33 protein-coding genes are annotated in these 26,918 nt (G+C 35.8%); all 33 read right to left on the bottom strand.

The genetic code is table 11. The features are described from left to right. Positions 1-46 precede the first annotated feature (46 nt). The 33 genes from NE257_RS07335 to fliJ all read right to left on the bottom strand — a co-directional run bounded on the left by NE257_RS07335 (position 47) and on the right by fliJ (position 26,907). On the bottom strand, positions 47-1,117 hold the full coding sequence (locus tag NE257_RS07335) for a flagellin N-terminal helical domain-containing protein (protein WP_251886124.1): 1,071 nt from the start codon (positions 1,115-1,117) through the stop codon (positions 47-49). A 122-nt stretch (positions 1,118-1,239) separates the two neighbouring features. Continuing rightward, positions 1,240-2,151, bottom strand: a complete 912-nt coding sequence (flgL, locus tag NE257_RS11685) for a flagellar hook-associated protein FlgL (RefSeq protein ID WP_251886123.1) — start codon at positions 2,149-2,151, stop codon at positions 1,240-1,242. Between the two features lie 5 nt (positions 2,152-2,156). Beyond that, positions 2,157-3,674, bottom strand: coding sequence for a flagellar hook-associated protein FlgK (flgK, locus tag NE257_RS07325; protein WP_251886122.1), 1,518 nt, complete (start codon positions 3,672-3,674; stop codon positions 2,157-2,159). A gap of 21 nt (positions 3,675-3,695) precedes the next feature. Further along, entirely contained in the window at positions 3,696-4,055 is a 360-nt protein-coding gene (locus NE257_RS07320; protein ID WP_251886121.1) for a flagellar motor switch protein, read from the bottom strand. A 10-nt stretch (positions 4,056-4,065) separates the two neighbouring features. After that, entirely contained in the window at positions 4,066-4,350 is a 285-nt protein-coding gene (gene flgM / locus NE257_RS07315) for a flagellar biosynthesis anti-sigma factor FlgM (RefSeq protein ID WP_251886120.1), read from the bottom strand. A gap of 87 nt (positions 4,351-4,437) precedes the next feature. After that, positions 4,438-5,550 carry a flagellar motor switch phosphatase FliY gene (gene fliY, locus NE257_RS07310; protein WP_251886119.1) on the bottom strand — a complete coding sequence of 371 codons (1,113 nt, stop codon included), beginning with the start codon at positions 5,548-5,550 and terminating at the stop codon, positions 4,438-4,440. Continuing rightward, the gene (fliM, locus tag NE257_RS07305) at positions 5,547-6,557 is read right to left on the bottom strand and encodes a flagellar motor switch protein FliM (protein WP_251886118.1); all 1,011 of its coding nucleotides are present in this window, start codon (positions 6,555-6,557) and stop codon (positions 5,547-5,549) included. Before fliM ends, fliY begins: the two co-directional genes overlap by 4 nt. 16 nt (positions 6,558-6,573) lie before the next feature. Further along, complete coding sequence (locus tag NE257_RS07300; protein ID WP_251869419.1) at positions 6,574-6,966, bottom strand: chemotaxis protein CheW; 393 nt, start codon at positions 6,964-6,966, stop codon at positions 6,574-6,576. Positions 6,967-6,987: 21 nt separating this feature from the next. Continuing rightward, the gene (locus tag NE257_RS07295; RefSeq protein WP_251886117.1) at positions 6,988-7,347 is read right to left on the bottom strand and encodes a response regulator; all 360 of its coding nucleotides are present in this window, start codon (positions 7,345-7,347) and stop codon (positions 6,988-6,990) included. 14 nt (positions 7,348-7,361) lie between these two features. After that, on the bottom strand, positions 7,362-7,952 hold the full coding sequence (locus NE257_RS07290; protein ID WP_251886116.1) for a chemotaxis protein CheC: 591 nt from the start codon (positions 7,950-7,952) through the stop codon (positions 7,362-7,364). Continuing rightward, complete coding sequence (locus NE257_RS07285) at positions 7,949-10,057, bottom strand: chemotaxis protein CheA (RefSeq protein WP_251886115.1); 2,109 nt, start codon at positions 10,055-10,057, stop codon at positions 7,949-7,951. The genes NE257_RS07290 and NE257_RS07285 overlap by 4 nt, the downstream gene beginning before the upstream one ends. An 18-nt stretch (positions 10,058-10,075) precedes the next feature. Further along, positions 10,076-10,858: a CheR family methyltransferase gene (locus NE257_RS07280; protein WP_251886114.1), complete on the bottom strand. Its 783-nt coding sequence runs from the start codon at positions 10,856-10,858 to the stop codon at positions 10,076-10,078. Between the two features lie 4 nt (positions 10,859-10,862). Next, on the bottom strand, positions 10,863-11,882 hold the full coding sequence (locus tag NE257_RS07275) for a protein-glutamate methylesterase/protein-glutamine glutaminase (protein WP_251886113.1): 1,020 nt from the start codon (positions 11,880-11,882) through the stop codon (positions 10,863-10,865). Positions 11,883-11,898: 16 nt separating this feature from the next. Further along, positions 11,899-12,393, bottom strand: a complete 495-nt coding sequence (locus tag NE257_RS07270; RefSeq protein WP_251869391.1) for a chemotaxis protein CheD — start codon at positions 12,391-12,393, stop codon at positions 11,899-11,901. Beyond that, entirely contained in the window at positions 12,380-12,856 is a 477-nt protein-coding gene (locus NE257_RS07265) for a chemotaxis protein CheW (protein ID WP_251869390.1), read from the bottom strand. The genes NE257_RS07270 and NE257_RS07265 overlap by 14 nt, the downstream gene beginning before the upstream one ends. Positions 12,857-12,874: 18 nt before the next feature. Next, entirely contained in the window at positions 12,875-14,110 is a 1,236-nt protein-coding gene (locus NE257_RS07260) for a methyl-accepting chemotaxis protein (protein WP_251869389.1), read from the bottom strand. 114 nt (positions 14,111-14,224) lie between these two features. Then, positions 14,225-14,935, bottom strand: a complete 711-nt coding sequence (locus tag NE257_RS07255; RefSeq protein ID WP_251869388.1) for a cell division ATP-binding protein FtsE — start codon at positions 14,933-14,935, stop codon at positions 14,225-14,227. 21 nt (positions 14,936-14,956) lie between these two features. Beyond that, positions 14,957-15,742 (bottom strand): flagellar hook-basal body protein, encoded by a 786-nt coding sequence (locus tag NE257_RS07250; protein ID WP_251886112.1) that lies wholly within the window; start codon positions 15,740-15,742, stop codon positions 14,957-14,959. A gap of 15 nt (positions 15,743-15,757) precedes the next feature. Further along, the gene (locus tag NE257_RS07245) at positions 15,758-16,462 is read right to left on the bottom strand and encodes a flagellar hook-basal body protein (RefSeq protein WP_251869385.1); all 705 of its coding nucleotides are present in this window, start codon (positions 16,460-16,462) and stop codon (positions 15,758-15,760) included. Then, the gene (locus NE257_RS07240) at positions 16,459-17,169 is read right to left on the bottom strand and encodes a sigma-70 family RNA polymerase sigma factor (RefSeq protein ID WP_251869417.1); all 711 of its coding nucleotides are present in this window, start codon (positions 17,167-17,169) and stop codon (positions 16,459-16,461) included. The genes NE257_RS07245 and NE257_RS07240 overlap by 4 nt, the downstream gene beginning before the upstream one ends. Positions 17,170-17,242: 73 nt before the next feature. Then, positions 17,243-19,306 (bottom strand): flagellar biosynthesis protein FlhA, encoded by a 2,064-nt coding sequence (gene flhA / locus NE257_RS07235; RefSeq protein ID WP_420871140.1) that lies wholly within the window; start codon positions 19,304-19,306, stop codon positions 17,243-17,245. A 25-nt stretch (positions 19,307-19,331) separates the two neighbouring features. Beyond that, positions 19,332-20,396 (bottom strand): EscU/YscU/HrcU family type III secretion system export apparatus switch protein, encoded by a 1,065-nt coding sequence (locus NE257_RS07230; RefSeq protein ID WP_251886111.1) that lies wholly within the window; start codon positions 20,394-20,396, stop codon positions 19,332-19,334. Positions 20,397-20,416: 20 nt separating this feature from the next. Continuing rightward, positions 20,417-21,169, bottom strand: coding sequence for a flagellar biosynthetic protein FliR (gene fliR, locus NE257_RS07225; protein ID WP_251886110.1), 753 nt, complete (start codon positions 21,167-21,169; stop codon positions 20,417-20,419). A gap of 9 nt (positions 21,170-21,178) precedes the next feature. Further along, a complete protein-coding gene (gene fliQ, locus NE257_RS07220) occupies positions 21,179-21,442 on the bottom strand; it encodes a flagellar biosynthesis protein FliQ (protein WP_251869382.1) in 264 nt (87 codons plus the stop codon). Between the two features lie 14 nt (positions 21,443-21,456). Then, positions 21,457-22,227 (bottom strand): flagellar type III secretion system pore protein FliP, encoded by a 771-nt coding sequence (gene fliP, locus NE257_RS07215; RefSeq protein WP_412338531.1) that lies wholly within the window; start codon positions 22,225-22,227, stop codon positions 21,457-21,459. Continuing rightward, complete coding sequence (locus tag NE257_RS07210) at positions 22,224-22,589, bottom strand: flagellar biosynthetic protein FliO (protein WP_251869381.1); 366 nt, start codon at positions 22,587-22,589, stop codon at positions 22,224-22,226. Before NE257_RS07210 ends, fliP begins: the two co-directional genes overlap by 4 nt. 17 nt (positions 22,590-22,606) lie before the next feature. After that, complete coding sequence (locus tag NE257_RS07205; protein ID WP_251869380.1) at positions 22,607-23,101, bottom strand: flagellar basal body-associated FliL family protein; 495 nt, start codon at positions 23,099-23,101, stop codon at positions 22,607-22,609. Between the two features lie 9 nt (positions 23,102-23,110). Then, a complete protein-coding gene (locus NE257_RS07200; RefSeq protein ID WP_251869379.1) occupies positions 23,111-23,311 on the bottom strand; it encodes a flagellar FlbD family protein in 201 nt (66 codons plus the stop codon). 39 nt (positions 23,312-23,350) lie between these two features. Then, positions 23,351-24,247 carry a flagellar hook-basal body complex protein gene (locus tag NE257_RS07195; RefSeq protein WP_251886109.1) on the bottom strand — a complete coding sequence of 299 codons (897 nt, stop codon included), beginning with the start codon at positions 24,245-24,247 and terminating at the stop codon, positions 23,351-23,353. A gap of 86 nt (positions 24,248-24,333) precedes the next feature. After that, positions 24,334-24,696, bottom strand: a complete 363-nt coding sequence (locus NE257_RS07190; RefSeq protein WP_251886108.1) for a flagellar protein — start codon at positions 24,694-24,696, stop codon at positions 24,334-24,336. A gap of 2 nt (positions 24,697-24,698) precedes the next feature. Further along, entirely contained in the window at positions 24,699-25,124 is a 426-nt protein-coding gene (locus NE257_RS07185; protein WP_251886107.1) for a flagellar hook capping FlgD N-terminal domain-containing protein, read from the bottom strand. Positions 25,125-25,139: 15 nt separating this feature from the next. Continuing rightward, entirely contained in the window at positions 25,140-26,456 is a 1,317-nt protein-coding gene (locus NE257_RS07180) for a flagellar hook-length control protein FliK (RefSeq protein ID WP_251886106.1), read from the bottom strand. 31 nt (positions 26,457-26,487) lie between these two features. Beyond that, positions 26,488-26,907: a flagellar export protein FliJ gene (gene fliJ / locus NE257_RS07175; protein WP_251886105.1), complete on the bottom strand. Its 420-nt coding sequence runs from the start codon at positions 26,905-26,907 to the stop codon at positions 26,488-26,490. Between the last annotated feature and the right edge of the window lie 11 nt (positions 26,908-26,918).

Genomic DNA, 26,918 nt, shown 5'->3' with positions numbered 1-26,918 from the left:
ACCGTGAGTCACGGTTTTTTGTCAAGAATAACCTTATGTGTAAGAATCAACCTTGTAATAAGCTTAATACACTGTTTGGCATTGCATTTGCTTGTGCCAGCATAGAAGTTGCAGCTTGAGAAAGGATATTGCTCTTCGTAAAGCTCATCATTTCTTCTGCCATATCTACGTCACGGATGCGAGAGTTCGCTGCGGATAAGTTTTCTTGAGAAGTACCCAAGTTATTGATTGTGTGTTCTAGACGGTTTTGTACCGCACCGATTTCCGCACGTTGATCTGAAACTTGTTTAATTGCTGCATCGATTTTAGTAATTGTATTGTCTTTAGGATCAGTAGCAGCAGCAGTATATGATTTTAATGCATCATCGTACTTAGTTTGAGCCTTATCCAGATCTGTTTTTGCTTGGGCTTTGCCAGCAGTATCTGCTCCATCATATGTTTTTTGAGCACTATCAAGAGCTGCTCTCAAAGTTGCACCAGTGTCCGTTCCAGTACTATCTGCTTTGCCATCTTTATATTTAGTAGTTGCATCTGCATCAAAATCTTTTTGTATATCTGCTTTAGATTTGGCTTGCGTAATCTCCAAATTTTTAACACCTAAAGAACCTGCACTCATACTTTTGATATTAACGTCAATCGTTTGATTGGCATTAGCACCAATTTGGAAAGTAAAAGTTGAAGCTTTAGTTGAATCTTTTTCATCGCCACCTAATAAACTCTTTGTATTAAATTGAGTCGTTGAGCTAATGCGATCAATTTCATCTCTTAACGCTGAAAATTCTTTTGTAATTGCGCCACGATCGTCATCACTTAATGTGCTGTTTGATCCTTGAACAGCTAAGTCGCGCATACGACCTAAGATCGAATGTGTTTCATTTAAAGCACCTTCAGCAGTTTGGATCAATGAAATACCATCTTGAGCATTGCTTTTGGCTTGTTTTAAGCCACCGATTTGACCTTTCATTTTTTCAGAGATTGCTAAACCTGCTGCATCGTCTCCAGCTTTATTGATACGTAGACCTGAAGATAATTTTGCTAACGAATTACTTTTTGATGTATTCGCTGAAGTTAAACGTGAATAGGTGTTTAACGCTGCTGAGTTTGTATTAATTCTCATGGGTGATTCCTCCAGTAAATTTTTATTTGAGATTTATCTCTCTGACATATATATCGGACGTTTCTCATTCAAGTTAATAGTCTTTTTTATTTTTTTATTTATTTTTTCTCGTTTTCTGTTACTTATAAGTAATCGAGAATTGAGGTCTGCATAATCTTAGTTCCCATCGCCAAAGTTGCGCGATATGCTACCATTTGATTTTGATATTCCAAATATTTTTGAACTACATCAACATCTTGATTTTCAGATAAACTTTCTTTTAATTGAATCTGTTGAGTATCATTGCGACTTGAAGAAGACTGCAGACGGTTACTAATAGCACCTATCTGGGTACGCATATTGGTCACATTCGTACGATATTCATCAATCTCTTTTAGATAGGTATCACTTAGTTTACTTGTGTCTCCCGTATCTACCGCTGTTAAGATTCCATTGAAGAACTCACTGAGTCCTTTGCCATCGGTACCATTATTTAGGACTTGTTCCCCATTGGTAGGCAAATCAATAGTAACCCCTGATGCAATCTCGCGAGATAAGTTGGTAGTCGATCCTTGATAAGTAATACCAGTAATTTCACCATTGGTTTCGTTCAATGAGAATGGCTTAGTCGTTGTGTTCTGTCCACTAAAAATATAGCGACCATCATAACTCGTGTTCAGACTGTCGATAATCGAGCGAATTTCTTGACCAATCTCAGTCTTATTGGCTTGTAATTCCTCTTCTCCCATAGTGCCACCATTGGCACTTGATTGAATCAAAGAACGAATACGTAACATTGAATTACCCACAGCCTCCAATGAACTGTCTTGAGTATTCACCCAAGACAAGCTATCTTTGATGGTTTGTCCAAATGTTTGATTCCGTGAAATTGAGCTATTTAAATCAATAATTTTGGATACAAGTAACGGATTATCTGATGCTTGGTTCACTTTCTTAAGACTGGATAGCTGATTCAATGTTTTTTGAACCGTTGTTGCGTTGGTATTAAAGTTCTTCAAAAACTCATTGTATGTGATCCCATTCGTAATTCTCACTTACATTACACCCCTGTCCGATTTATCAAAGTATCAAGCATTTCCGATACGACGGAAATAATTCGAGCATTGGCTTGAAAGCCTTGTTGGAATCGAATCACATCGGACATTTCTTCATTCATTGATACGCCCGAAATGGATTGTTGCTTATATTCTAGTTGATTAAGAACAGATAATTGTGCCTTGGCACCATTATCAGCTTGTTGCTTGGCAATCCCATTTTTCGTGACTACTGTATTAAAGAACCCTGCCACCGTCATGCCATCAGATGCTGTTGTAAAACTTAACGTATTCGCATCAAAGACAGCCTTAAGCTCTGATGGATTGCCCAACTTAACTGTTGCTAATTGGGAAATTGCTAAAGCTTTGCTTCCATCCCCGATAGACGAGTCACTCTCTTTACCAATTTTCATGCTTGTCGGATTTTTCGCATACGTCTCATTCACTGTTAGACTTTGGCTAACTGGTTGCTTATTCGAATCCAACTTGTAGAATCCGTCTGTTTCACTTGCACCGTTTGTAAAAATTAAGTTGGTTGACCGTGCAAGCATCTCAGTAAATTGATTCACTTCAGATAAGCGTTCATCGATGGATGTATACGCTTCTTGTTTCCCACCAATACTACCCCCGGATGTCTTAACTTCGGTATAGGTGGTAGCGTTATTCGGAGCAATAACCAATGTTCCGACAGGGATTTTTTGACTACTGGTAATATTCCCTGCTAAAGCATTACCATCTTCAGAAATCATAGCATTGCCATTCTCATCCTGAGCAACTACTACACCGATTTTTTGATAATGTGCAGAGTCTAGTAAGGTCTGACCATCTAATTCAACCGTTGCTCGACCAAATTGATCAAACGATGTTGAAATCGAAGCCAGACCCGATAAATCTTTTAATAGTGAATCTCGTGTATCAAGCAGATCATTCGGTGTTTCCCCTTGTTGCATAAGTGAGAATACTTCAATATTCACATTTTTTAATTGTTTTAATTTTTCATTGAAGTCTAACACCGATTTTTCGATTGAATCCGTCGTATCACTACGAAGCTGTGTCGTTTGTTTACTAATATTATGTAAAATATCTAAAAATGAACTAGCATTCTCAACAACCAATGTTTTAGCTGTATCTAGCTCAGGATTATTAGCTAGCTTCGTCCATGAATCATTTAAATTATTTAAAGCATTCATTAAACCATCAGAAGAAGGTTCATTTAGAATACTTTCTAGTTGACCTAAAGTATCGGCCTTTTGTTCTTGCGCTTGATAGTTACTGTTTGCCTGGCGGACTTGTCCGGCGATAAATTCATCAGTAATGCGCTGAACATTGGCGACTTTCACTCCTGTTCCAATGGCACCCACTCCCGCTACATGATAAGGATTTTGAGTTTGTAATCCTACTCGTTGACGCGAATATCCATCAGTATTAGCATTTGCAATATTGTGACTGGCAGTTTGTAACGCTGTTTGATTGGCATTTAAGCCACTTGTTGCTGTTCCCAATGTTCCGAATAACCCAACCATCCTGGCACCTCCTCTATAATTCTACATATCTTGATTGATGATTGTTGCAGCTGATATTTGATACGGCTGATTGTTTGGTGCATACACCGTATTATTTTTCTTTAGTTGTTGCTGAATAGTATCCATGAACATTTTTTGGTAACTTAACGCTTGGTTTGTTAGCAATAAATTCTCTTCTTGTACTGTCTGAATGGCTAACAATCGATCCTGCACTTTTCCATGAACCGGTCCATCATAAGCCTCAAAAACAGAAATCATTGACTCTTTTTGCTCAACAATTGACAGCAAGGTCTCTCCATCATCTTTGATCAATGCTTGGTTCTCTTTTTTTAGCAAGTGGTAAAACTGATTCAGCTCTTTTAAAAATTCTTTCTCAGTCATCTATTTCCCTCTACTCATCCGCTGCAAGCATTTTCTTCGCTAGTGCTGTTGCATCAACTTGATAAGTACCATTTTTGATAGCTACTTTCAACGCGGCAACTTTCTCGGTATTTATGGGTGATTGTTCCAAAGTTTTTGCAGTTTTTTGTAAATTCTTTGTTGTCTCTGACAAATCATAATTGACATTTTTGTTCTCTGTTTGTCTATATGCACCAAGTTGAGTTGCTTTGGAAGAACGATTTGCTTGTGCGAATTCATTTTGTTGATATTTTTGATAGCCACGTTCGATTTTCATGGGATACCCCCCTTTTTTCTTACTCTTCTAATCTCATTATCGGCTAAAAAAAAAAAAAGTTAAACAAAAATGTTTAACTTTTTTGATTTAATCATGTAAATTATATATTCTTTGTTTTTGCGAGAGAATATTAGTAATTCTGACACCAAAACTTTCATTAATGACAACAACTTCCCCACGAGCAATCAACTTGCCGTTTAATAAAATTTCAAGAGGCTCATCAGTCAACGTATCTAATTCAATTACCGATCCGGTGCTCATACTCAAAATGTCTTTGACTGATCGTTTCGCACGTCCTAGTACAACACTCAACTCTAAAGGTACGTCCATAATCAAATCAAGGTTATTACCTTCTGTAACATTTTGTAAGTTAAGTTGTTGGAACACGGGTTTTTGAACAGCTACATTACTCTTGGCTGGGACAGTTTCCAAAGTTGACGTAGTACCGATTTCTTCTTGTACTTTCTGCGGTCGAGGTTTCACTGGAATATCCTCTTTATGCATTTTTGGTTCTCTCTGGACTACCGTCGCTTCATCCGATAACATCGCCGCAACAATATCATTGACGACATCAAGATTAAAGACTTGCATAATCTCGCTCTCAATCAAGCCTTCTACTGTTAAAGAGAAAGAGATGCGATATAATTCTTCATCTTCATCCCAATCATCTAAGTTGACATTTTCCGTACTTTTCCAAACATTAACGACTGGTGGTAGAATGTCTACTTTTCGATTAATCATGGTCGCCATCGACGTCGAAGCAGAACCAATCATCTGATTCATCGCTTCAGAAACAGCACTAAGTTCCAACTCGCCAAATGTTTCATTTTTTGTTGTACCATCTCCACTCATCATTAAATCAGCGATAATAATAGCATCTTTAACTTCTAAAAGCATTAGGTTAGAACCAAACAACCCTTCTTTAAATTCAACTGCTGTCGCAACTTTCGGTGCAGATAAACCAGATAGAATTTCCGAAAATTCAACTTTTTTTACTTTTGGTGTCGTAATACTCACACGCCGATTAAGAATGGAAGATAAGGTAGTGGCAGCCTGGGACATCGAAATATTACCGACTTCTCCAATTATATCGATCTTTGTTCGCTCATCTACCGAAGGACCTGTTATAGTTGGTGCCTCTTGCGTTGTTGTTCCATTTAACATCGCATCAATCTGTTCTTGTGTTAAGCTTTCACTCATAAGAGTTGGTCTCCTTCCATTCGTTCAAGTAATTCAACTGCCATTTGTTGATCTGTTTGACCTGGTCGAACAAAATAATATGGCTTCCCTTCAACATAGGTTTCTAAAGGTTCCGTAATCTTTTTATCTAATTTGATTACATCCCCTATCTCTAACTGTAAGAAATCAGCAAGTTTCATCGAAACATTTCCTAACAGAATTTCTAATTCGAGTTGTACTACATTCATTCCCTTTTGTATCTCTAGTTTATCTTCTTCAGATGGTGCTTGATTTGAGTCAAACCAGTTATGGAAACTCAACTTATCCGTGATAGCTTCAAAAAATACATATGGAATACATAGATTGATAAACGTGCTTGTTTCTAAAATACGAACTGTAAATGTCACTAACACTACTGGTTCATTTGGTGACATATTCTGCATAAGTTGTGGATTTACATCTAAACCTTCAAGTACAGTATCTATTTGAATAATCTCTTTCCATGAATTTTGAAATACTTGGGCCAATCGTGCCACCACATCTTCCAAAATAGCTAGTTCAATTTCGGTAAAATTTTTCTTTTCATTCAAATCTGGTAAATCTACTTTATTGGATTGGCGAACTTCTAATCCTCCGCATAGAAGTTCGACCAATAACATACAAAGTTGCGGATTCAATTCGATTATTTGTATTCCGTTTAAAGGTGCAGACTTCAATAATCCTACCAACGTAAACTTGGGAATAGAGTGGATAAACTCATCATAACTAATTTGATCAATAGTTGCTAATTGCAAGGAAACATTGGTTCTCAGTAATGTTGACAAAACACTACTTGATATTTTAGAAAAATCTTCAAAAATCATATGTAATGTATTGATATACTCTTTGGATAGCTTGGTGGGTCTTCTAAAATCATAATTTCTTATCTTTTGTTCTGGTTCTCTGGTGGTCTCTTCTTGGTCAATTTCGCCACTTGACATAGCATTCAAAAGCATATCAATTTCTTGTTGTGTCAACACTTGGTCCATTTTTTTCCCTCACTTACTAAAAAATCAAATGATTTACGTCGATAATATTGGCTACTTTATCTGGGAAAGAAATCACTCCCGCATAGTAATCTTGGTCATCTGAACTAGTTAATTGGATGTCTGCAGGTTCAATATCAACTACTTCGACTACCTCTTCAATTAGTAGTCCTTTTTTTTCTTCATCATTTTTCATAATCAAAATATTCCGATTCTCTTTGGATCTAGTCACACCAATTAGTTCAGCCAACCCAATAACAGTCATCACTGTTCCTCTTAAATTAATTAATCCTTCAATCCAGTGATATGCAAGTGGCACCTTAGTGATTGTCACAGTATCAATCACCTCTTCGACTGAGGCTGCTGAAATTAAATAATATTGTTGATTCATGGTAAATAAAATCATTTGCATCATACTAATTAGTTCCCCTTTCTAGGAAAGAGCTTTATCGACTGCTTTAATTACCCGATCTGTATCAAATGGTTTTACAATAAAATCAACTGCGCCAGCTCGAATTGCATCCATAACCATTCCTTGTTGTCCCATAGCACTGCACATAATTACTTTGGCATTACCATCAAAATTACGAATCAGTTTTAACGCTTCTAAACCATCTACTTCAGGCATAGTAATATCCATTGTAACTAAATCTGGTGTACTCGCTTGATATTTTTCAAATGCTTCTTGACCATTCTGTGCTTCTCCTACGACTTCATAGCCATTTTTTTCTAGAATATCTTTTAGTTTCATTCTCATAAATACTGCGTCGTCTACAATTAAAACTTTTTTCATATTTGTGGTCTCCTTTATATTCCTAATGATTGAAACAGTGTCTCAAGTGCTCCCACACCTGGCACTAAAAATAATGACGTATCTAATTCTTGATCTTCATAGGTAAACTCATTACGGATGCATAAAACTTGTTCATCGTATTGATCAAACGCTAGATAAATACTGCTAATAATAGCTCCAAAATAATCTAATGAAGCTGATGGTAATGCTCCATACAAATTTACACCTATAAATTCAGTGATTGCATTCAAAAATGAATTCGATACAATATTCGTTAATTCTTGCATGGCTGAAATCTTGATTTCTTCAGCTAACGCATCATCCGTTCCCGTCAACCAACATGTCATTTGATCAGCAGCTTTTTTAGTCATAATGAATAAAAAAATACCATCGATTTCCCCTTTGATTGGACAAGCAACTGCATAAACTTCTTCATCATCTTGCCAAAGATGTTGATACAATTCATTGTAAGTCCGGATAGCTACTTCGGGAACATGCATATCAACACGCTTCTCTACTAATTGTGAGATGCTAGTTGCCGCATGTCCACCTCCGATATTAATAATTTCCTTTAGAGCATCCATTTCTAAAGCCGTATAGGTCATAATTGCTCCCTTTTTTCGTGACATATTGCATTAATATCAAGTATCAGTGCAATCGAGCCATTACCTAAAATTGTCGCTCCTTGATACTTATTAATCTGTTGCAATACACTATCGATTTTCTTGATAACTATTTCCTGTTGACCAATTAATTCGTCTGATAAAATACCATAGTATTTTTGATCAATATTTACAATAATCGCAAACTTCTTTTGCTCTTCATATGGTTCTAACTGTAATAATTCATCGGTTCGAATAATTGGAATTAATTCATCTTGAAATTCATAAACTTCTTGATTTGCTGTTTTTATTATGTCAGATTCATATACCATAACTACTCGTTCAACGATATCTAATGGAATAGCAAAAATTTCTGAACTAATACGGACCATTAATGCCTGAATAATTGATAAAGTTAACGGCAGTTTAATTAGAAAAGTTGTTCCTTTATTCACTTCACTCCTTAGTTCAATCGTTCCTCCGAGCTGGTTAATTTTTGATTGAACGACATCCATCCCCACTCCACGACCAGAGATATTGGTTACTTCTTTTGCTGTTGAAAAACCAGGATGAAAAATTAGTTGTTGAATTTTTTCATCTGATAGGTTGCTCGTATCAATCCCTTTGCTTTCAGCACTCTCTTTGATGATAACTGGATCCAATCCTTTTCCATCGTCGGTAATCGTGATAACTACTCTATTCCCTTCCTGTGCAGCGGCTAATGTAATTGTCCCTTTGCGCGATTTCCCCATTTTTTCACGAATATCTGGTAACTCAATGCCATGATCAGCTGAATTTCGTAATAAATGGACGAGCGGTTCACTTAACTCAGAGACAACGGTCTTATCTAATTCCGTCTCTTCTCCAAGAATCACTAATTCCATTTCTTTATTCAACTCGTTTGCTAAATCTCGAACCATTCTCGGGAACCTGCTGAATACTACACTAACTTGTTGCATACGAATTTTCAAAACTAAATCTTGTAGCTCCGAAGTTAAGCGTGAAACTTGTTCCAACGAATCTTTAATTTCATTTAGCTTAGAACGATTACTTGCATCTTCCAATTGATTACGATAGACTACTAATTCCGATACAAGATTTAAGAACAAGTCCAAACGGTTTAGATCTACTCGAATGGACTGATTATGTGTCACTGTATGCGTAGCCACACTTTCAACAGCTTTAGTTGCTACACCCCCCGATTGGACACTTTGCGTCATTGCTGTTGGTGCAGAATTGGTTGTTGCTGATGATTGTACCTCGCTTACCGTATTCAGAGTAATTCCTGAACTTGCTATATCAGTTACATCTTTCATATGCTCTTGAGCATCGAATGATTCAACAAATACTTCATCAATTTCACTATTACTCAAAATATTAGCTATCGTTTGTTCTTTTGTTTCTTTGGTTAAATATAATACATAAAAGTCAGACTGAAAATTGCCTTCTTCTAATTCATCTGTTGGCGGTTCCGTATGTAAGATATCCCCTTCTCGTTCTAGCTTCTCCATTACCAAGAAAGCTCTGGGCCCTTTCAACATAGATTCAGAATCAATACGGATACCAATGATAAAGCTATTGTAACCTTCTGCTTGTGCCTTGTTTACAACCAATTGATCAGCTGACTCTAAATTGAGAAAGTAATGCTGTAATTCATTGGTCACTTCCTCCTGGGCTACTACCTGCTCTTCAGTTAATGTCAAGCCAACTTCTTGCTTTACGCCAACATTTTCTACTTGATCAAGTTCAGCCAATAAATCAGTGATTTGGTTCTCTTGTAATTCTTGTTCCTCACGTAGATTTTCTACAAGCAAACTCAAACGATCCAAACAGCGAAACACTAAAGAAATATGATCGCTCGTTACTGGGATAGTTTTCTTTTTAAATAAATCAAATATATTTTCCATTTTATGGGTTAATTTTGTCATAACGTCATAACCCATAGTCGCTGCCATACCTTTTAGTGTATGTGCGGAACGAAAAATATCATCTAATAGTTCACTATCTTCAGGGTGACTTTCTAATTGTAAAACGTGTTCATTCAACTGTTGTAGATGATCATCCGTTTCTTCGAAAAAAAGTGTACGGTAAACACTGTTATCATCCAATTCATTCAACTCCCTTACTTACATTTTTTGATAAATAAATGAATCAATTTTCCTTAACCCAATTCTTTCGGGGTAATTGATGGTTTCGGTGGCTCCAGTAAATAGTATTCCTCCTGGTACTAAGGCATCACTGAATTTTTGGTACACTTGATCCCGAGCATCCACTTTAAAATAAATGGTAACATTCCGACAGACAATGACTTGCAGACCATCAGTATAGCGTTCTTTCAATAAATCGTGTTTACGGAAAGTAACTTTACGTTTAATCTCTGGTACGACTTCGTAGCGTGTCTCTTTGCTAGTGGTTTTTTGCGAAAAATAACGAATACTCATCTCTTTTGGAACATTACGAACTTCTTGTAAACGATACACACCTTGTTTGGCTCTGCTTAAAATCTTATCATCTAAATCAGTCGCTAAAATGGTTGCTTGTTTAAGCTTATTTTTTTCTAAAATCATTGCTAATGTATAAGGTTCCGCTCCAATTGAACAGGCTGCACTCCAAATTTTAATTGATGAAAACTTCGGTACAATTTCTTTTAAAAAAACTTTTTCGAATGTGTCAAACAACTCTTTATTACGATAAAATTCACTCACGTTAATAGTAATATGTTCTAAAAACGCTTGTTTAATCTCACTGTCTCTTTGAATTTGTTCACTGTATTCTTTTAAATTCTTAGCTCCAGTTGTATTCATAATATTTAAAATACGACGTTGCATCTGGCTTTCTTTATAGGACTGCAGTTGAATTCCTAAGTTTTTTTCTACCCAATGATTAAACCATTCAAAGTCTTTTTCCATCCTGTCACCTTACTATATCCCGAATTTTTTTCGCAATTTTATCTAAACTTAACACTTCATCCACAACCTTCTGTTCAATAGCGTATCTAGGCATTCCGAATACAACAGACGATTCTTTATCTTGAGCAATAGTATAGCCATCATAATTTTTGATATCCTTCATGCCTGCTGCGCCATCACGTCCCATGCCCGTTAATAAAACAGCTACAAGATTTTGACGATACCGGCTAGCAGCTGATGAGAAAAGATAATCAACGGCTGGTCTTGTTCCATGTAATTTAGGCTGCTGATTTAATTGCAGTAAATTATTTTTGATAGTCATATGATAATCCCCTGGACACAGATACACACAATTTTCGATGACCATTTGATCCGTCACTTCTTTTACCGTTACTCTTGTTTCAGCATCTAACCTTTGAGCAAAAGAAGCAGTAAATCCTTTTGGCATATGCTGCACAATAAATACGGGTATTTGTAATCGTGGTGGCAAGTGTTGAATAACTTTTAACAGCGCTCGCGGTCCTCCGGTAGAAGCTCCAATGACTAGTGCATCAATCTTTGTAGGTAACTTCTTATCACTAACAGCGGATTGTTTAAACGCATTGATTACAGATGAGTGCTCATAATCTGTCCCTCTATTTTTTTGATAAATACTCCGAATTTTTTCAGAAAAATCAGCTACCCACTCTTGATTAATAGACATCAAATTTAATGGTTTCTCAACAAAATCTGCTGCTCCTAGTGCTAAAGCTTCAATTGTTATTTCTTTGGTGCTTAATGAACTTAACATGATAACAGGAACTGCATAAGCTTGTTTAATTTTGGTTAATGCTTCAATCCCATTCATTACTGGCATTTCAACATCCATTAAAATCATATCTGTTTGATTGGTTTCTAACCATTGCAAAGCGTACTTGCCATTTCTAGCGGTACCCACCACTTCCATATCTGGAAAATCAGTAATCAAATCTGTGACAACTTTACGCATAAAAGCAGAGTCATCCACTACTAAGATTTTTATCATTTATGCGTCCCCCCTTTTAGATTATAACTACTTGGTGATTAACGATTCGAACAGCGGTCTCAAAGTTGGTTAAATCAACAATCATCGTTCTTCCTGCGCTACCACCCACTTCTTTAGCAATAATTGGAATTCTTAATTCCTTTAAGACAACCTCAACTGCTTCAATATTTCGTGCTCCCACGGCTATAGAAGTCGCTTTTGTATGAAAACCAAACATATTTGCCCCCCCAACGATTTTCGCTTTTAGTCGAGCGTTAGGTGCTTTTTTCCTAATTTCTTCTACCATTTGAGGAATAGCTAAATCAGCAAATTTTTCTATTTTTAATGTTTTTTTATTACTAAATGGTAAGCTATCTGGTAGCATAATATGACTCAAACCGCCAATTTTACTACGTTCGTCATATATAATAGTACCAATGCATGATCCTAATCCCACGGTGACTAGTTTATTTGGCGCTTGACTAATTTGATAATCCGAAATTTTTACTTTAATTTCTTCAGCATTCACCATGCATGTCATCCTTTATGTTCTCTAATTGTGTCACTAATGCTTGCTCTTGTTTCGCACTGAAAAAATAAGATAGATCTAATAACATAACTAGCGTATCATCCATTTTTAGGAATGATTGAATATAAATTTGTTTAATTGAAGCATTTAAACTGTTTTCTTCGTAAACAGCAGGTTCAAGTGAGGAAATCCCTAGAATATCTTCAACATATAACCCTAACGTCTGCTCTTTCCAACGACATAATATAACTTTAGTTTCACCTGTTGATTCAGTAAATTTTTGGAATAATTTTTTTCGAACATCAACAATAGGAACCATTTTTTCCTGAAATTCATAGACGCCTAAGATATATGGAGCTACTTCTGGCAAGGCAATAAATTGCTTTGCTTCAATTACTCGGGCCACATTTTGAACGACTATAGCAAATCGTTGATGGTTTGATTGAAAAATGACATATTGTTCCATGCGCTTCGTTTCCTTCTCTTAGATTTTAAAACTAGATACTTGAAATTCCATAATAGAGATCAAGCTTTCCATTTCCTCGACGTTCTTATTGAAATCTGTTACAACTTGAGCGAATGCATCAAGATTCGCAGCGATTTCTTGCGTACTTGCAGATGTATTATTAGCTGTATATGCTACTTGTTCAATCGATTGCCCAACTTGTTGGTTCTTTTCAGTGATTTCATTCATATGTTTTTGAACTTCTGTAATACTTTGAACAAATTTCTCAACAAGTTCAGAAATCACTTGTGCTGATGCCAATGCTTGTTCAATTGATTGCGATTGAGCTTCGCCGTTCGTATACGATTGTGTCACTTCTGAAACGACGTGTTCTGATTTTTTTTGAATGATGTCAATAATTTGTCGAATACTCTTAGTCGATTCACTACTTTGCTCTGCCAAACTACGAACTTCTTCGGCTACAATCGCAAATCCTTTACCCGCTTCACCGGCCCTAGCTGCCTCGATTGAAGCGTTTAATGCCAATAAATTAGTTTGCTCTGAGATATCGTTAATCAATTGCACGATTTTTCCAATACTTTGAATATCGGTATTCATTGCATTCATTTCTCTTACCAATTGAGATTGCGCCTTGCGCTCAGTTTCCCAACTGCTCGATATTTGATTCACCAAATCAAAGTTATCTCTATTTGATGTTTGTGATTTCTTAACATAGACATTCATTTGTACGATATTCTTACTAATAGCTTCAATACTTGTGGAGAGTGAAGACATCTCTGCTACCGTTTGTGAAGCTTCTTCTGCTTGATTGTATGCATCTTCTGTAATATTTGCCATGGATGATTTAATATTTTCCATGGTATTGACAGATTCATTAGTCGCTTTTTGTAAATCTTTCGCAAGAACGCTCATACGGGTCTCTTCATCCTGCATGCCAATAATCATTGCCCTAAATGTATTTAACAGTTTAAAAAATGCTTCTCGCAAAGGTGTGTTCTCCGAATTCTCGTTGGTTAAAGTAGAAAAATCTCCCTGTGCTGCGTTTTCCACCAGTGTCAACAAGTCACCTGAATTATTCGTAGTCTTTGAACCTGTTAAAAGGTAACTAAATACAAATAAAATCAAAGCTACTCCTACTAGAAATATCATGAACTTAGCTATACTGAAAGAACCATCTTGAAATAATAGATAAGAAATCATGCCAATGACTACGATACTTGCTAAATAACCCCTTACTACATACTTTCTCTTCAAATACAAAACCGCCCTTCTAAATTATCTTCATTAACTATCATCATTTTTCTCCACACAAAATGATGCAAGCCACAGTGTTATTATCGGTTACTTTATGTAATTTTTAAGTAGCAATTACCAGATGTATACATCTTTGGGATCATCAAATTCAGAATAGCCACCTTCTTTTGCATCGCGGACAATTTGACCATTTTTCAATTCAATGACACGATTACGTACAGTATTCACCATCGTGCTATCATGCATAGATACAATCACCGTTGTCTTTCGCTGATTAATTCGAAAAAAGAGGCGCATCATTTCAACAGCTGACTTCGTATCCAGGTTAGCTGTTGGTTCATCTGCAATTATAATTGGTGGTTTAGTGATCAACGCACGTGCAATAGCAATTTTTTTACTTTGTCCTACAGAAATTTCATGAGGATAATATTTTTGATAATTTTCCATTCCAACATCTTCTAACGCTTCAGTAATAAGATACTCTTGTTCGTTACGAGAAATCTCAAGTACATCTAGACAGTACGCTAAATTTTCGTAAATTGTTCGATTGGGTAAAAAGAGATCCGATTGATTGATCATGCCAATTTTTCTACGCAACAAATATAATTGGTCTGTACGCATTCGTTCCAAACGATAGTTTCCTACTCGAATAGCTCCCGACGTAGCTGTCCATTCTCGTGTAATTAGTTTAAACAATGATGTTTTTCCAGCTCCACTTGGTCCAACTAAATAAACAAATTCACCCTGTTTAATCGAAAAAGAGAGATCTTTAATCGGAGTATTCACCTGTGTAAAATATTTTGTTACTCTATGAAACTCAATCATTTGCCACTCCTCCATATTACGCTACTCTGTGAATCGATTAATGACACTGGACATTTCATCACTGGTTTCCAAAGCTTTTAAATTAATCGAATACGCTCTTTGTGACACTATCAGATCGGTCATGCTATCTGCTAAATTTACATTGGCGTTTTCCAACTGATAATTATGTGTCCTTCCAAATGCTTCCTGTTGATTAGTTGACTGTATCAATTCTTGACCATCTACAGCTTGATATAAATTGTTGCCGACACTTCTCAGATTTTCATTATTCTCTGGCTTATACAAAATAACTCTTCCTACAGTAACTGACTGCCCATTTGACTGAATAATTATTACTCCATTTGCTGAAACACTTGCATCTCCATTTGGCCATTGATTTTGTGGTATGGTTTCTTCCACTTCGACCTGAAGCCCTTCATTCGTTCTCAGGTATCCTTGCGCATCTCGCTGAAAATTACCCGCACGAGTCAAATATAATTGATTATTTGCATCACGGACACCAAAAAAACCTTCTCCATCAATCGCCATGTCCCAAGAAGATGTTGTTGATGATAGGCTACCTTGAATAAAATTGACACTTTGATTACTAACAGCAACTCCACGATTCACTGATTGGTTCGTGGCAGCATTTGCTATTCGAACTTCATCTGGTGTATTAGCATTGTGCAACAGTTCTGTAAAAGTTGTATCATTTTTCTTATAACCAACCGTATTGACATTTGCAATATTTGCAGCAGTTATATCTAATTTTTTTTGTAATCCATTGATTCCGGATTTATTGATGGTTAATAGATGGTTCATGTTCATCTGTTGCTGCCCCCTCTAAATTCTACCTAATTCATTAGTTGCTTTTTTTAATGTATCATTAATGGAACTCAATGCTTTTTGATTAGCTTCAAATTCTCGAGAAGTTTGCAGCAGTGCTACCATTTCATCTGAAGCAGACACATTTGACTGTTCTAAATAACCTTGTTTAACTTGTGCCGCATTCACTAATTGTCCCGCGTTGGTTGATGTAAAATAAGTATTTCCAACAGCCGTCCAACCATCTGTATTTTCAAATGCTCTTACCTGTAAATCTTGCCACTTATCAATAGTGACTGGCTGATTATTTTGACCTAAGACTTGATAACCTTCTTGAGTTACTAACTGATTCAAATCATTTAATTTAAAGTTACCATTTCGTGTATACGCTTGTGTTCCATTATTTAAAAGAACGACAAAATAGCCACCATTACTTGTAGCAAAGTCTGTCAATCTTTCGGTTTCTCTAGTGGCGCCCGAAACTGTAGAAATCACAGTGTCATCAATTTGATTGGCAAAAGGGAATCCACCTATTTCCAGACGGCTATTAGCTTCAGGTCCTCCTTGATAATTATGAAGTTGAACTTCGGCTAACGTAGACTGAAAATTTTTTGTTGCCTGATAACCAGATGTATTGATATTTGCCAGATTGGCACTGGTCGTTTCTTGGCGCTTTTGCAGCAAATGAATGCTACTTGACAGCGTATCTATCGCACGAATCATTGATTTTCCTCCTCAATTAACTTCCTCAATTTGATTAAAATCTTCCCATGTAATTGGGAAACTCTTGGAATAGAAATATCTAGAACAGCTGCTATTTCCTTTAAAGTTAGTTCTTCTTGATAATAAAGGCTTAAAATAATTTGCTCTCTCTCTGACAATTTTCGGATACACTGACCTAAGATGCGTTCTTGCTCTTCTTTTAACACTTTTCCTTCTGCTGATTCTATTGAAATATCTTGAACAGTATTCAAAGCAGAGTATGATTCGCTATCTTTAACGAACAATGTATCTTCTAATGAAACATTTGCCAAGTAATGTAGGCTTTCATGAATATCACTGAGTTGTTCCATGGTAATGTTCATAAACTTAGCTACTTCTAAATCTGTTACTTCTCGCTTTTGCGTTTGTTCTAATTCTCTTCTAGCAGAGTAATATTCATTTAGAGAAGCTATTTTATAACGAGATATTTTTGAATGTTTACGTACTTCATCGATAATTGCTCCTTTGATTCTTACTCTAGCATAATTATCAAATGGAACTTTTTTTTCTGGATTGAATTTTTTTAGAGCATCCATTAAGCCAATAACTCCCATGTTAAATAAATCGTCATAATCATAATCAACATTCTTAATAGATAACCGATAGATTACTTGATCAATTAATGGTAGATATCTCATAATTTCTTCTTCTCTTGACACTCCATACATCAAAAATCCCCTCCTTTGCATATGCTTTTAACCAATCATTTTTTATTCAGCGAATGTTACCCGAGAAGGTAACTTAAATCTCTATACTACCGATTGTTTCAATAATAATTTCATTAGGTACCTCATTTAAAGAAAGAACGGCAATCGTTGGAAAGTTAAAGGCAATTAATTTCCGGAAAGCCAATCGAATTTTAGGTGATGCAAGAATAACAAATGGTAGATTATTACTCAACGCCTGTGTTTGAACAGATGCTAAAGAATCTAAAATACGATTAACATGATCAGGTTTTAGGATTGGATAAGAGCCTGTTGCTGTCTTTTGGATGCTTTGCACAACCATTTCTTCTACTTTTGGTTGGATTACAATAACATTTAGATGATGATTTTCATCTGCATACTTGGTAGCAATTGTTCGTTTCAAAGCTTGACGTACATATTCAGTTAGTACCTCGGTATCTTTGACTATTAGTCCATAGTCCGCCAAGGTCTCCAAAATAGTTGCCAAGTCATTAATCGGTATTTGTTCTTCTAATAAATTTTGCAGGACTTTTTGAACTTCTCCCAATCGTAAGATCTCCGGAATTAGCTCATCAATGACAACGTTGTACTTTTCTTTAATTCCTTCAAGTAATTTTTTAACTTCTTGTCTGCCAAGCAACTCTGGCGCATGTTGGTAGATTACTTCCTTTAAGTGCGTTGCAATTACTGTTAATGGCTCAATCACTGTAAAACCTTGTAAATCTGCCAGTTCTTTTTCTTGTTCGTCTACCCACATTGCGTCTAATTGAAAAGCAGGCTCTTTGGTCAAAATTCCGTTAAAAGGTATCGGTTCATTGGTTGGGCTGATGATCATCCATTTATTTGCATAAATGTCTCCCTTAGCTACCTCATTTCCTTTGATTTTAATAGAATAATCATTAGGCTCTAAGTAGAGATTGTCACGAATACGAACAGGGTTAACTAAAATTCCTAGCTCCTTTGCGCTTTGTTTACGAATAGCCACAATACGGTTCATTAAACTATTCTCTATCGAACTATCTACTAACTGAACTAGACCATACCCAATTTCAATAGCAATTGGTTCTACTTGGAAAGAAGCAACTGAATCATCTTCTTCTAACTGTTCTTTCTTTCGTTGTAAAACAAGTGTCTGTTCTTCCTTACGCTGTTTAATAATATGTTTTTCTTCTTGTTGGGTGATGAATTGGCTAAGGAAGAATAATAACGCCGCCATCCCTAGAAAAGGAATCGTTGGAAATCCCGGAACCAAGGCTAATATCACTAAAATTCCACTAATAATCTGGAACAGCTTTGGATTGCGCGTCATATCTCCTACGATATCCATTCCAAATGAACTATTGTTATCAGAACGAGTTACTATAACCCCTGAAGCAATTGAAATTAATAATGAGGGGATGGAGCTGACTAATCCATCACCAATGGCCAATTTACCAAATTGCGACAAAGCTTCAGTGACTCCCAAGTCACCAGTTACCGAAAAAATGATTGTTCCACCAATTAAGTTAATCAATGTAATCATAATTCCTGCAATTGCGTCACCTTTAACAAACTTACTGGCCCCATCCATTGAACCATGGAAGTCAGCTTCTCTTTGTAAATCTTTTCGGCGAACACGAGCCTGCTCTTCAGTAATTAATCCGGTGTTCAGATCGGAGTCAATCGCCATCTGTTTCCCTGGCATTGCATCTAAGGTGAAACGAGCTGAAACTTCAGATACTCGACCAGCACCATTGGTCACAACTACGAGCTGAACAACAGTGATAATAATGAATAGGATAATTCCAACAATATAATTTTGTCCGGCAACAACATTAGCGAATGCATCAATAACATGCCCACCATTTCCTTTTGTCAAAATAAGACGCGTAGAAGACAAGTTTAACCCCAAACGAAACATTGTTGTTATTAATAATAGCGTAGGAAACGTAGCAAATTCTAAAACTGTTTTAGTAAATAAGGTCACTAACAGAATATTAATTGCCATGATTAAATTGATAATAATCAATAAATCTAATAAAAACGTTGGTAATGGAATGATAATAAGTCCAATAATCCCTACTACAATTAGAGAAACTAGAATATCTGCTGTTTTCAGCTTATTCTTTTTGATAGACATATTCTCGTTCATTTTATTCCTCCAATTAAACTTTTCGTTTTGCTTGTTCTTCTAATTGATATACTGTAGCGATAATTTCAGCCAAAGCTTCATAAAGGTCTAAAGGAATTGGCTGCCCCGGTTCAACTTTGGCATACAGCTCACGAGCAACGGGTCTATTTTCAATCATTGGGATTTGGTGCTTCTTCGCTTCTTCTTTCATTTTCTGCGCAATTAAATCGGCCCCTTTTGCCAAAACTGTCGGCACTTCATCTAATTCTTGTTCATATCTAATGGCAATCGCATAGTGGGTTGGGTTAGTTATTAGTACCGTTGATTTTTGGACATTGGCAATGGCATTACGAAGCATAACTTGATACTGAGCACGTCTTTGTGCTTTGATTTTGGGATCGCCTTCCATTTGTTTATATTCATCTTTAATTTCTTGTTTGGACATTTTTAACGTTTTTTGATGTTGGGATCGCTGATAAACGTAATCAACTATACTAAGAATGACTAAACAAATGGCTACTTTTAAAAATAATGTATGAGCAAATTGCAATAAGTACACAAGTAAATTTTTGGTCCCTAATGTAGCAATATTTAATAGTTTAGGTAGACTTTTTGTCACTTCTTGATAACAAAAATAGATAATAATACCCAATTTACCGATAATTTTTATCGTGTTCATGATGGCACGCAAACTAAACATTTGTTTGAAATTCGTTAAAATGTTTAGTTTCTTAAAATCAGGTTTAAGTGGTTTCCAAGTAAATAACAGACCTACTTGTAAAATATTAGCCAGAATGCCTAATACAATAGCTATGATATAAAATGGTGAGCCTACTATAAAAAACAAAAAAATGGCTTGTATTAAAGCACGTGGTAAATCACGATAGACTGCTGAAAAGTTATTTAAACTTTCTAAATTATTTATTAAAAATGGTACGAGCTTTTCCACTAGAAAAACCATGAAAGGATTGATTAAAAAAGCAAATCCCACCAATGATAACGCAATAGCAATATCAGGTGATTTAGCAACTTCTCCGCGTTTACGTGAATCTTTTATTCGCTTCGGGGTGGCTTTCTCTGTCTTTCCATCTTTATCCATATCCTTTAATCACCTCTCTATCACGAAAAAGAATGAAGCATTTCTTGTATAAATTGAATACTAGTAGGTAAGATTTTATTCAAAAAACTAGCTATATTAGGTAACAATAACAACGCAAAGAAAAAACTAACTCCCGTTTTTAATGGCAAACTCAACAATAACAAATTAATTTGCGGAACTGTTCGCGCTAGTATCCCGAGAATCAAATCAATGACTAGCAAAGCAATAACAATTGGCGCAGCAAGATTCACTGCCATTTCGATTGTTTGCGAAAAAACTTTAACAATCCCTTCAATTGTGACTCCTGGAAAAGTGACTGTACCTACTGGAACAAGTATAAACGATTCCACAATTCCCCTGATTAGTTGATGATGTAAGTTGGTAATAAAAAAAACACATGTTGCCAACCAATAATTCAGCTTACCATATTGTGAACCGCTGATTTGAAAAGTAGTATCATAGACTTGTGCCATAGAAAAACCTACTTGGAAATCAATTAGCTGCCCTGCTATCTCTACAGCAGTAAACATAAGTTGCCCTATAAACCCCATAGCAAATCCCAACATCATTTCCTTTAATAGTAAAAATAAAAATGTTACTCCCCAAGTTAATTCTGGCAACGAAGTTATCGAGATAGTACTTAGAGATATGATGGTCAAAAAGATTGCTAACGCTACTTTTAGTACAGCTGGGAAGGTTCTGGAACTTAGTACAGGACTAAAGGCAATAAAAAAGACGATTCGAAAAAAAACAAGTAGAATCACTTCCAACATGGTTCTTCCTCACAGTTTTGCAATTATTTTAAATATTTCCTTGGTAAAACTAATCAAGATGTTTAGCATGAAATTCCCTACCAATATTAATGTAATAAAAATCGCAATTAATTTTGGTACAAAACTAAGCGTTTGTTCTTGAATTTGTGTAGTTGCCTGAAAAATACTAATAATCAAGCCCACTATCATGCCTACAATCAATGCCGGTCCTGCTATCAATAATGTGCGAATCAGTGCATCTTTCACTACATCAAGGACAAGTGTCATTGTCATCGCTTATCCCTCCTTTAATGAAAACTACGAACTAGTGATTCAACAACTAAGTACCAACCATCGACTAGCACAAACAGCAAAAGTTTGAATGGTAATGAAATCATAATTGGCGAGAGCATCATCATCCCCATCGACATCAAAATACTCGAAACAACTAAATCGATAATTAGAAATGGTAAAAATAACAAGAATCCTATACTAAATGCTGTTCGTAATTCACTAATTATAAAGGCTGGTATCATTACTGTTATAGGAATATCTTTATAGGATTTATAAGGCACTTCTTTTTTATCATCTGATAGTTCAATAAATAAACGAATGTCTTTTTTCCTTGTTTGATCGTACATAAATGACTTAATTCGGTTTTCCGATTTTTCAAAAAATTCGGCTTGTGTTATCTCATTCTTTTCGTAAGGTTGTAAAGCTTGTTGATTGATATCCACATAGACTGGACGCATCACAAAAAAAGTCAAGAACAGTGCTAAGCCAAGTAATACTTGATTGGGTGGATTTTGTTGAGTTCCCAAAGCACTTCTTACAAATGAAAGTACCATAATGATTCGCGTAAATGAAGTTGTCATAATTAGCAACACTGGAACAATGGATAATGCCGTAAGTAGCAAAAAGGTACTGATTGTTTGGTTTGAGCTAAAATCAGATGAAAACAGATTTTTAATAGTTGGAGTTAGCTCATCGATTGTTACAGCATATGTCGTTTGGGGAAATAACCAGCCTACAGTTAGTAGCATTGTTGCTTTTCCGGTAAATTTCAAAATTTTTTTCATCTTTTTGACCCCTTCTTTAATATACGGTCAGATGTTTCCTTAAGTAACTTAGCAAAATCTTGTTTAATCTCCGGAGTGGTTGTTGACGTTTGTAAATTTTGCAAAAATAATTTACCCTCATCGACAGTTAATTCTTTCATAATTTGATTGTGTGTCTCAGAAAAACTCATTACATAATATGTTCCTGCAATTTGTACGACACCAATTGACGAATTTTTAGTTACACCTACTTTTTGCAAAACAACGATACCTTTAGCTGTTTGAGTAGTATAACGATTTAAAACTTTCATAGATAAACTAATAAGATAAATGACAACTCCTAAAATTATCAACATCTTTATGCTAGCTAAAATTGCTTCCATCGATTCTCCACTTTCTCTTATTGAATGACTAAATCTGTTATAAAGACTTCTTTAACAATATTCGTTCCATATTCAGTGTTAATTGCTTCTTTCAACTGTTTTTTCAGATTAGAAACACTATCCGCTGCACTAAGAATATCTTCTGATTTTTTTTGACGTAAGATATTTACTACACTATCTCGTGCTACGGCAATATTTTTCGTCAATTTCTCACTATCTGTTTCATTATTTGTCAATAGAGACATTTTCACTCGAATATATTGTTTCGTATTTGATTTCCCTTGTGCTAAATTCACTAAAAATTCGTCCATTGCTACAATTACTTCATCTTCTGAAATTTTTCCTGAAGATGTTGTACTTTCTTTTGTACCCGCCGTATTTTTTGTTACCAAGAATTGATTGGCTATTACGGTTCCACCAACACTTCCACCGATAGCTAAAACAGCGACTATCACAATCAAAAGGATCGATAATTTTGTTTCTTTTTTTGGCTTTGTTTCATTTGCTACCATTTCCCCACGTTACTCCTTAAATTTATTTGGATGTGCAATTTTTTGCCTATAAATTAACACTAGTTCAGCGATTTGCGAAGCTTGATTTGCTACATAGAGTGTTTTGCCATCGACCAGTGTAATCATCGTATCTGGCAATTCCTCTACTCGATAAATTAAATCCGGATTTAGAAAAAACACATTACCATTTAATGAGCATACTTCAATCACAAAACACTCCCCCTAGCTTATTTTATCTATTACTGAAAATTATCGTTTCAAATTAATCAATTCTTGTAACATTTCATCAGAAGTCGTAATACTTCTAGAATTTGCTTGATATGCTCGGCTAGCGATAATCATTTCCGTAAATTCTGTAGATAAGTCAACGTTAGACATTTCCAATGCACCCGGTTGTAATTTCCCTGAACCATTGTCTCCTGCTCCACCGACAATAGCTGCCCCTGAATTATTCGAAACGATATAATTATTGCCACCAGCATGTTCTAACCCTTCAGGATTATTGAATGTAGCTATTGAAACTTTCCCCATGGTGTACGTTTTATCACCGTATTTTGCTGTAACTAATCCATTGGCGTCAACTGCCATTGTACTAAAATTGACTACTTGCCCTTCCACTTTAATTGAACTTGGAATTACTAAGGCTCCAGTCGTGCCTTCTGCTGATATCCCAGCATCCGGAGTATTGCTGTTATATTCTGTAGGTGTTGTTAGATTCGTACTTGTACGGCCTAATACTTTCATTCCTGCGCTATTCGTTAAATTCCCTTTGCTGTCACGTAGGAAGGCACCATCTCTCGTATAGTATGTGACTGGATTAGCACCTGAACCTTGTACCATAAAATATCCTGAACCTGCAATATAGAAATCTAATGCTCGTCCTGTTGTTTGTGATGCTCCTGTACCGGTCATTGTATCAATTGAACCTACTTGAACGCCTAGTCCAATTTGCTTGCCATTTACCCCACCGATATTCCCTTCTGGCGCAGTCGCATTGGCAACTGTCTGGTTCATCATATCTTGAAACATTACTCTACTTGACTTAAAGGCTGTTGTATTTACATTGGCAATATTATTTGATACCACATCCATTTTTACTTGTAGATTTTTCATTCCGCTAACACCTGAATATAATGATCGTAACATTTTTATTTCCTCCTCATAATTATTGGGTAACCTTTCTCTGTCATTCGAAAGTGCCATTAGAATCTCCTTGCGGTCCAATTCTATTTTTATTTAATAAACTTTGTACTATCAATATTGGTAACTGTTGTTAAATCATTCATATCCATTGCTGTAATGATTGTGCGATTATGAATATTGGCTATCAACCCCATATCTTTGTAAATTAATAGGGATTCTCTACTTCCTTTATCGGCTAAATCATCCATTGCTGCTGAAAGTTCTCGATAATCACCAGAATCTAAATACAGATTTCTTGATTTCAATCGTTGCTCTGCATGCTTTGAAATTTTAAGTTGTTCTGTTTGTTTATCATTAAGTAATTGGTGAAAGTTTTTCACTTTTTTGTTACTTGTTGTTACATGGTAATTGTTGACGGATTGCGTGGAGCTGAGCCCAGCTAATTCATCCATGATTACTCACCTACTTCTTGTAATGCACTCATCTTATATTCCCTACCATTAACAACTAAGGTCGCATACCCATTTTGAAAACGTACTTTTTCTACTTTTCCAGATTCATTTCCCTCTTCGCCATTCATAGTTACTTGTTTTCCTATTAATTGAAAAGCTTGTTGTTGTTGTCCAATCAACGTTGAAGTAGTCAAAGTATCGCTTAATGTATTTAGCTGTTCTAATGTTGTAAATTGAACCAATTGTGAGATATAATCTGTTCCTCCTGATCCAGAAGATGAACTATCTGCGCTCATTGAAGGATTACTCATTGATGCGGCTAAAATTTTCAAAAAATCATCCATTGAAATATCTGAACTTTTTTTTGTTTGTTGCAAGGCTGTTGAACTGGATAGCGATGCTACTGCATTAATTAAATCTTGATCCATTTTCTCTCTTCCTTTCTATGCTAGGATACTTACCGACCCATCTTTTTGAAGTTCACTGAGGTGAATTTCGTCAACTATCTTTTCTAAACTAGCTGTAAAGGCTTTTCCTTTATTTAAATACGTATTGGCTTGACTTGGGTGTTGTTGTCCATGACCTTGTTGGCTAAAAAAATCAAATGATACTTGTTGTGGCTGGATAGTTTTAATTGTTATTTCTGGTGTAACATCATTTTCTTGAGTAACAAAATGCGTTGCCATCTGCATTTTTCCATGTTCATTTGATTTTACATTATCCAATATCTGGATAAACCGTTCAGTTACGTTGGCAAACATTTCCTTTGTTTGAAGCGTTTGTAACTTAAAGACTAGATCTAATTTTTGATCGGTTATTTTCATTTGAATCTTAATTGGTCCTAAGTTAGTAGGGTTCATTTGAATAGTAAATTTCTTAGCTGAATCAAGAGTTGTCGTGATATTTTTTGTCAGAGTTTGCAGAATGCGTTGTTCATTTTCACTGCCTAATGCAACTTGCTGCGTACTAGTAGGAAATGAATTAACCGGTGGCAACATGCTATTTTCTGATTTCACTAGCATTGTTGTCACAGAAGAAAAAGAACCTACTGTTTCTCCATTACTAATCGTTGACAATTTCTTTTCTGATGGTTCTATTGTCACCGTTGAAATCCCCTGCGAATTTAAGTGTGTTGTCCATGGCTCTGTTGTTTCACTACTTTGATTTTTTTCAAAAAAGGGCAGTTTCGTTACTTCGGCCGCTTCTATACTCACTGACACTTCTGATTGGTTAGTTTCTTCATTGCTTAATTGTGCTTGCATTTCGAGTGGTATTTTTTGCTGATTTACTAATGGTACATTAGAAATCACATCTAGTTGTGTACTCGGCGGGCTTGCTGACGCTACTTTTCCTAGCCTTGAATCACCTGCGTTGTTAGCAATAACAAGTTCAGCATTCTCTATTGATATAGTTTCATTTATATTAACTTGTGCTATCTGCGGTTCTTTGCTAATAGCTATCAACTGTTGGTTTCGACTATTAGCATCTATTGGCACTGTTTGTATCGGTTGTTGATGATCTTCCACTACTATTGTTGCTACGGAAGAAACCATTGTAGGCAGCTCAAATGAGTGCTCTTGCCCGTTTAAGGCATCCGTTTTTAGCTGGTTCACTGTTGTAGGAGTATCTTGGTGTGTACCTTTGAGCAATTGAGTTAGCAAGGCTGCGCCAAATTCTTGTCCCTCATCAGAACTCTTTTTGACTTTTTTTCCTACTTGTACTTCTTGGCCTATACCAGTATTTATTTGTAAGTTTTTCATTTTTCCACCCCCTTTCAATAATCTTCATTGCCTATAATAAAGACTGTCGAATTCGAAATTCATCTAATTGTTTTTGTTCCTCTTTTTTCATTTCACTGACATATTCTTGATGTTTTTTTTCGTGTAACTTCTCAATGATTTTTCGTTCTTTCTGAGCTACCATATATTTTTCTAAACTATCAGCAAGTTGTTGCTTAATCCCTAATAATTGCTGATGCTCGTCCATTATTTGCTGATCCAATCTTGCCAGATAACGGTAATGCACCTGCATCTGTTCAATGCTCACTTGATTTCTGTCACTCATAGCTACTTTTTCTTGCGTCATTTGTTGGATTTTTTGTTCTTTCTGATTGACTAGCTTTTGAATTTCACCATAAGCACGCTTCATTTTTTTTTCTTCTTGCGTGCGTAATTCATAAATTTTTTTCAAAGAGAAATGAAAAATTTTCATACTGTGCCGAC

It is taken from the genome of Enterococcus italicus, from assembly GCF_023743875.1.
Classification (GTDB): domain Bacteria; phylum Bacillota; class Bacilli; order Lactobacillales; family Enterococcaceae; genus Enterococcus_G; species Enterococcus_G italicus.
The sequence above is the reverse complement of the archived record's forward strand: the minus strand, read 5'-3'. Positions and strand labels throughout refer to the sequence as shown.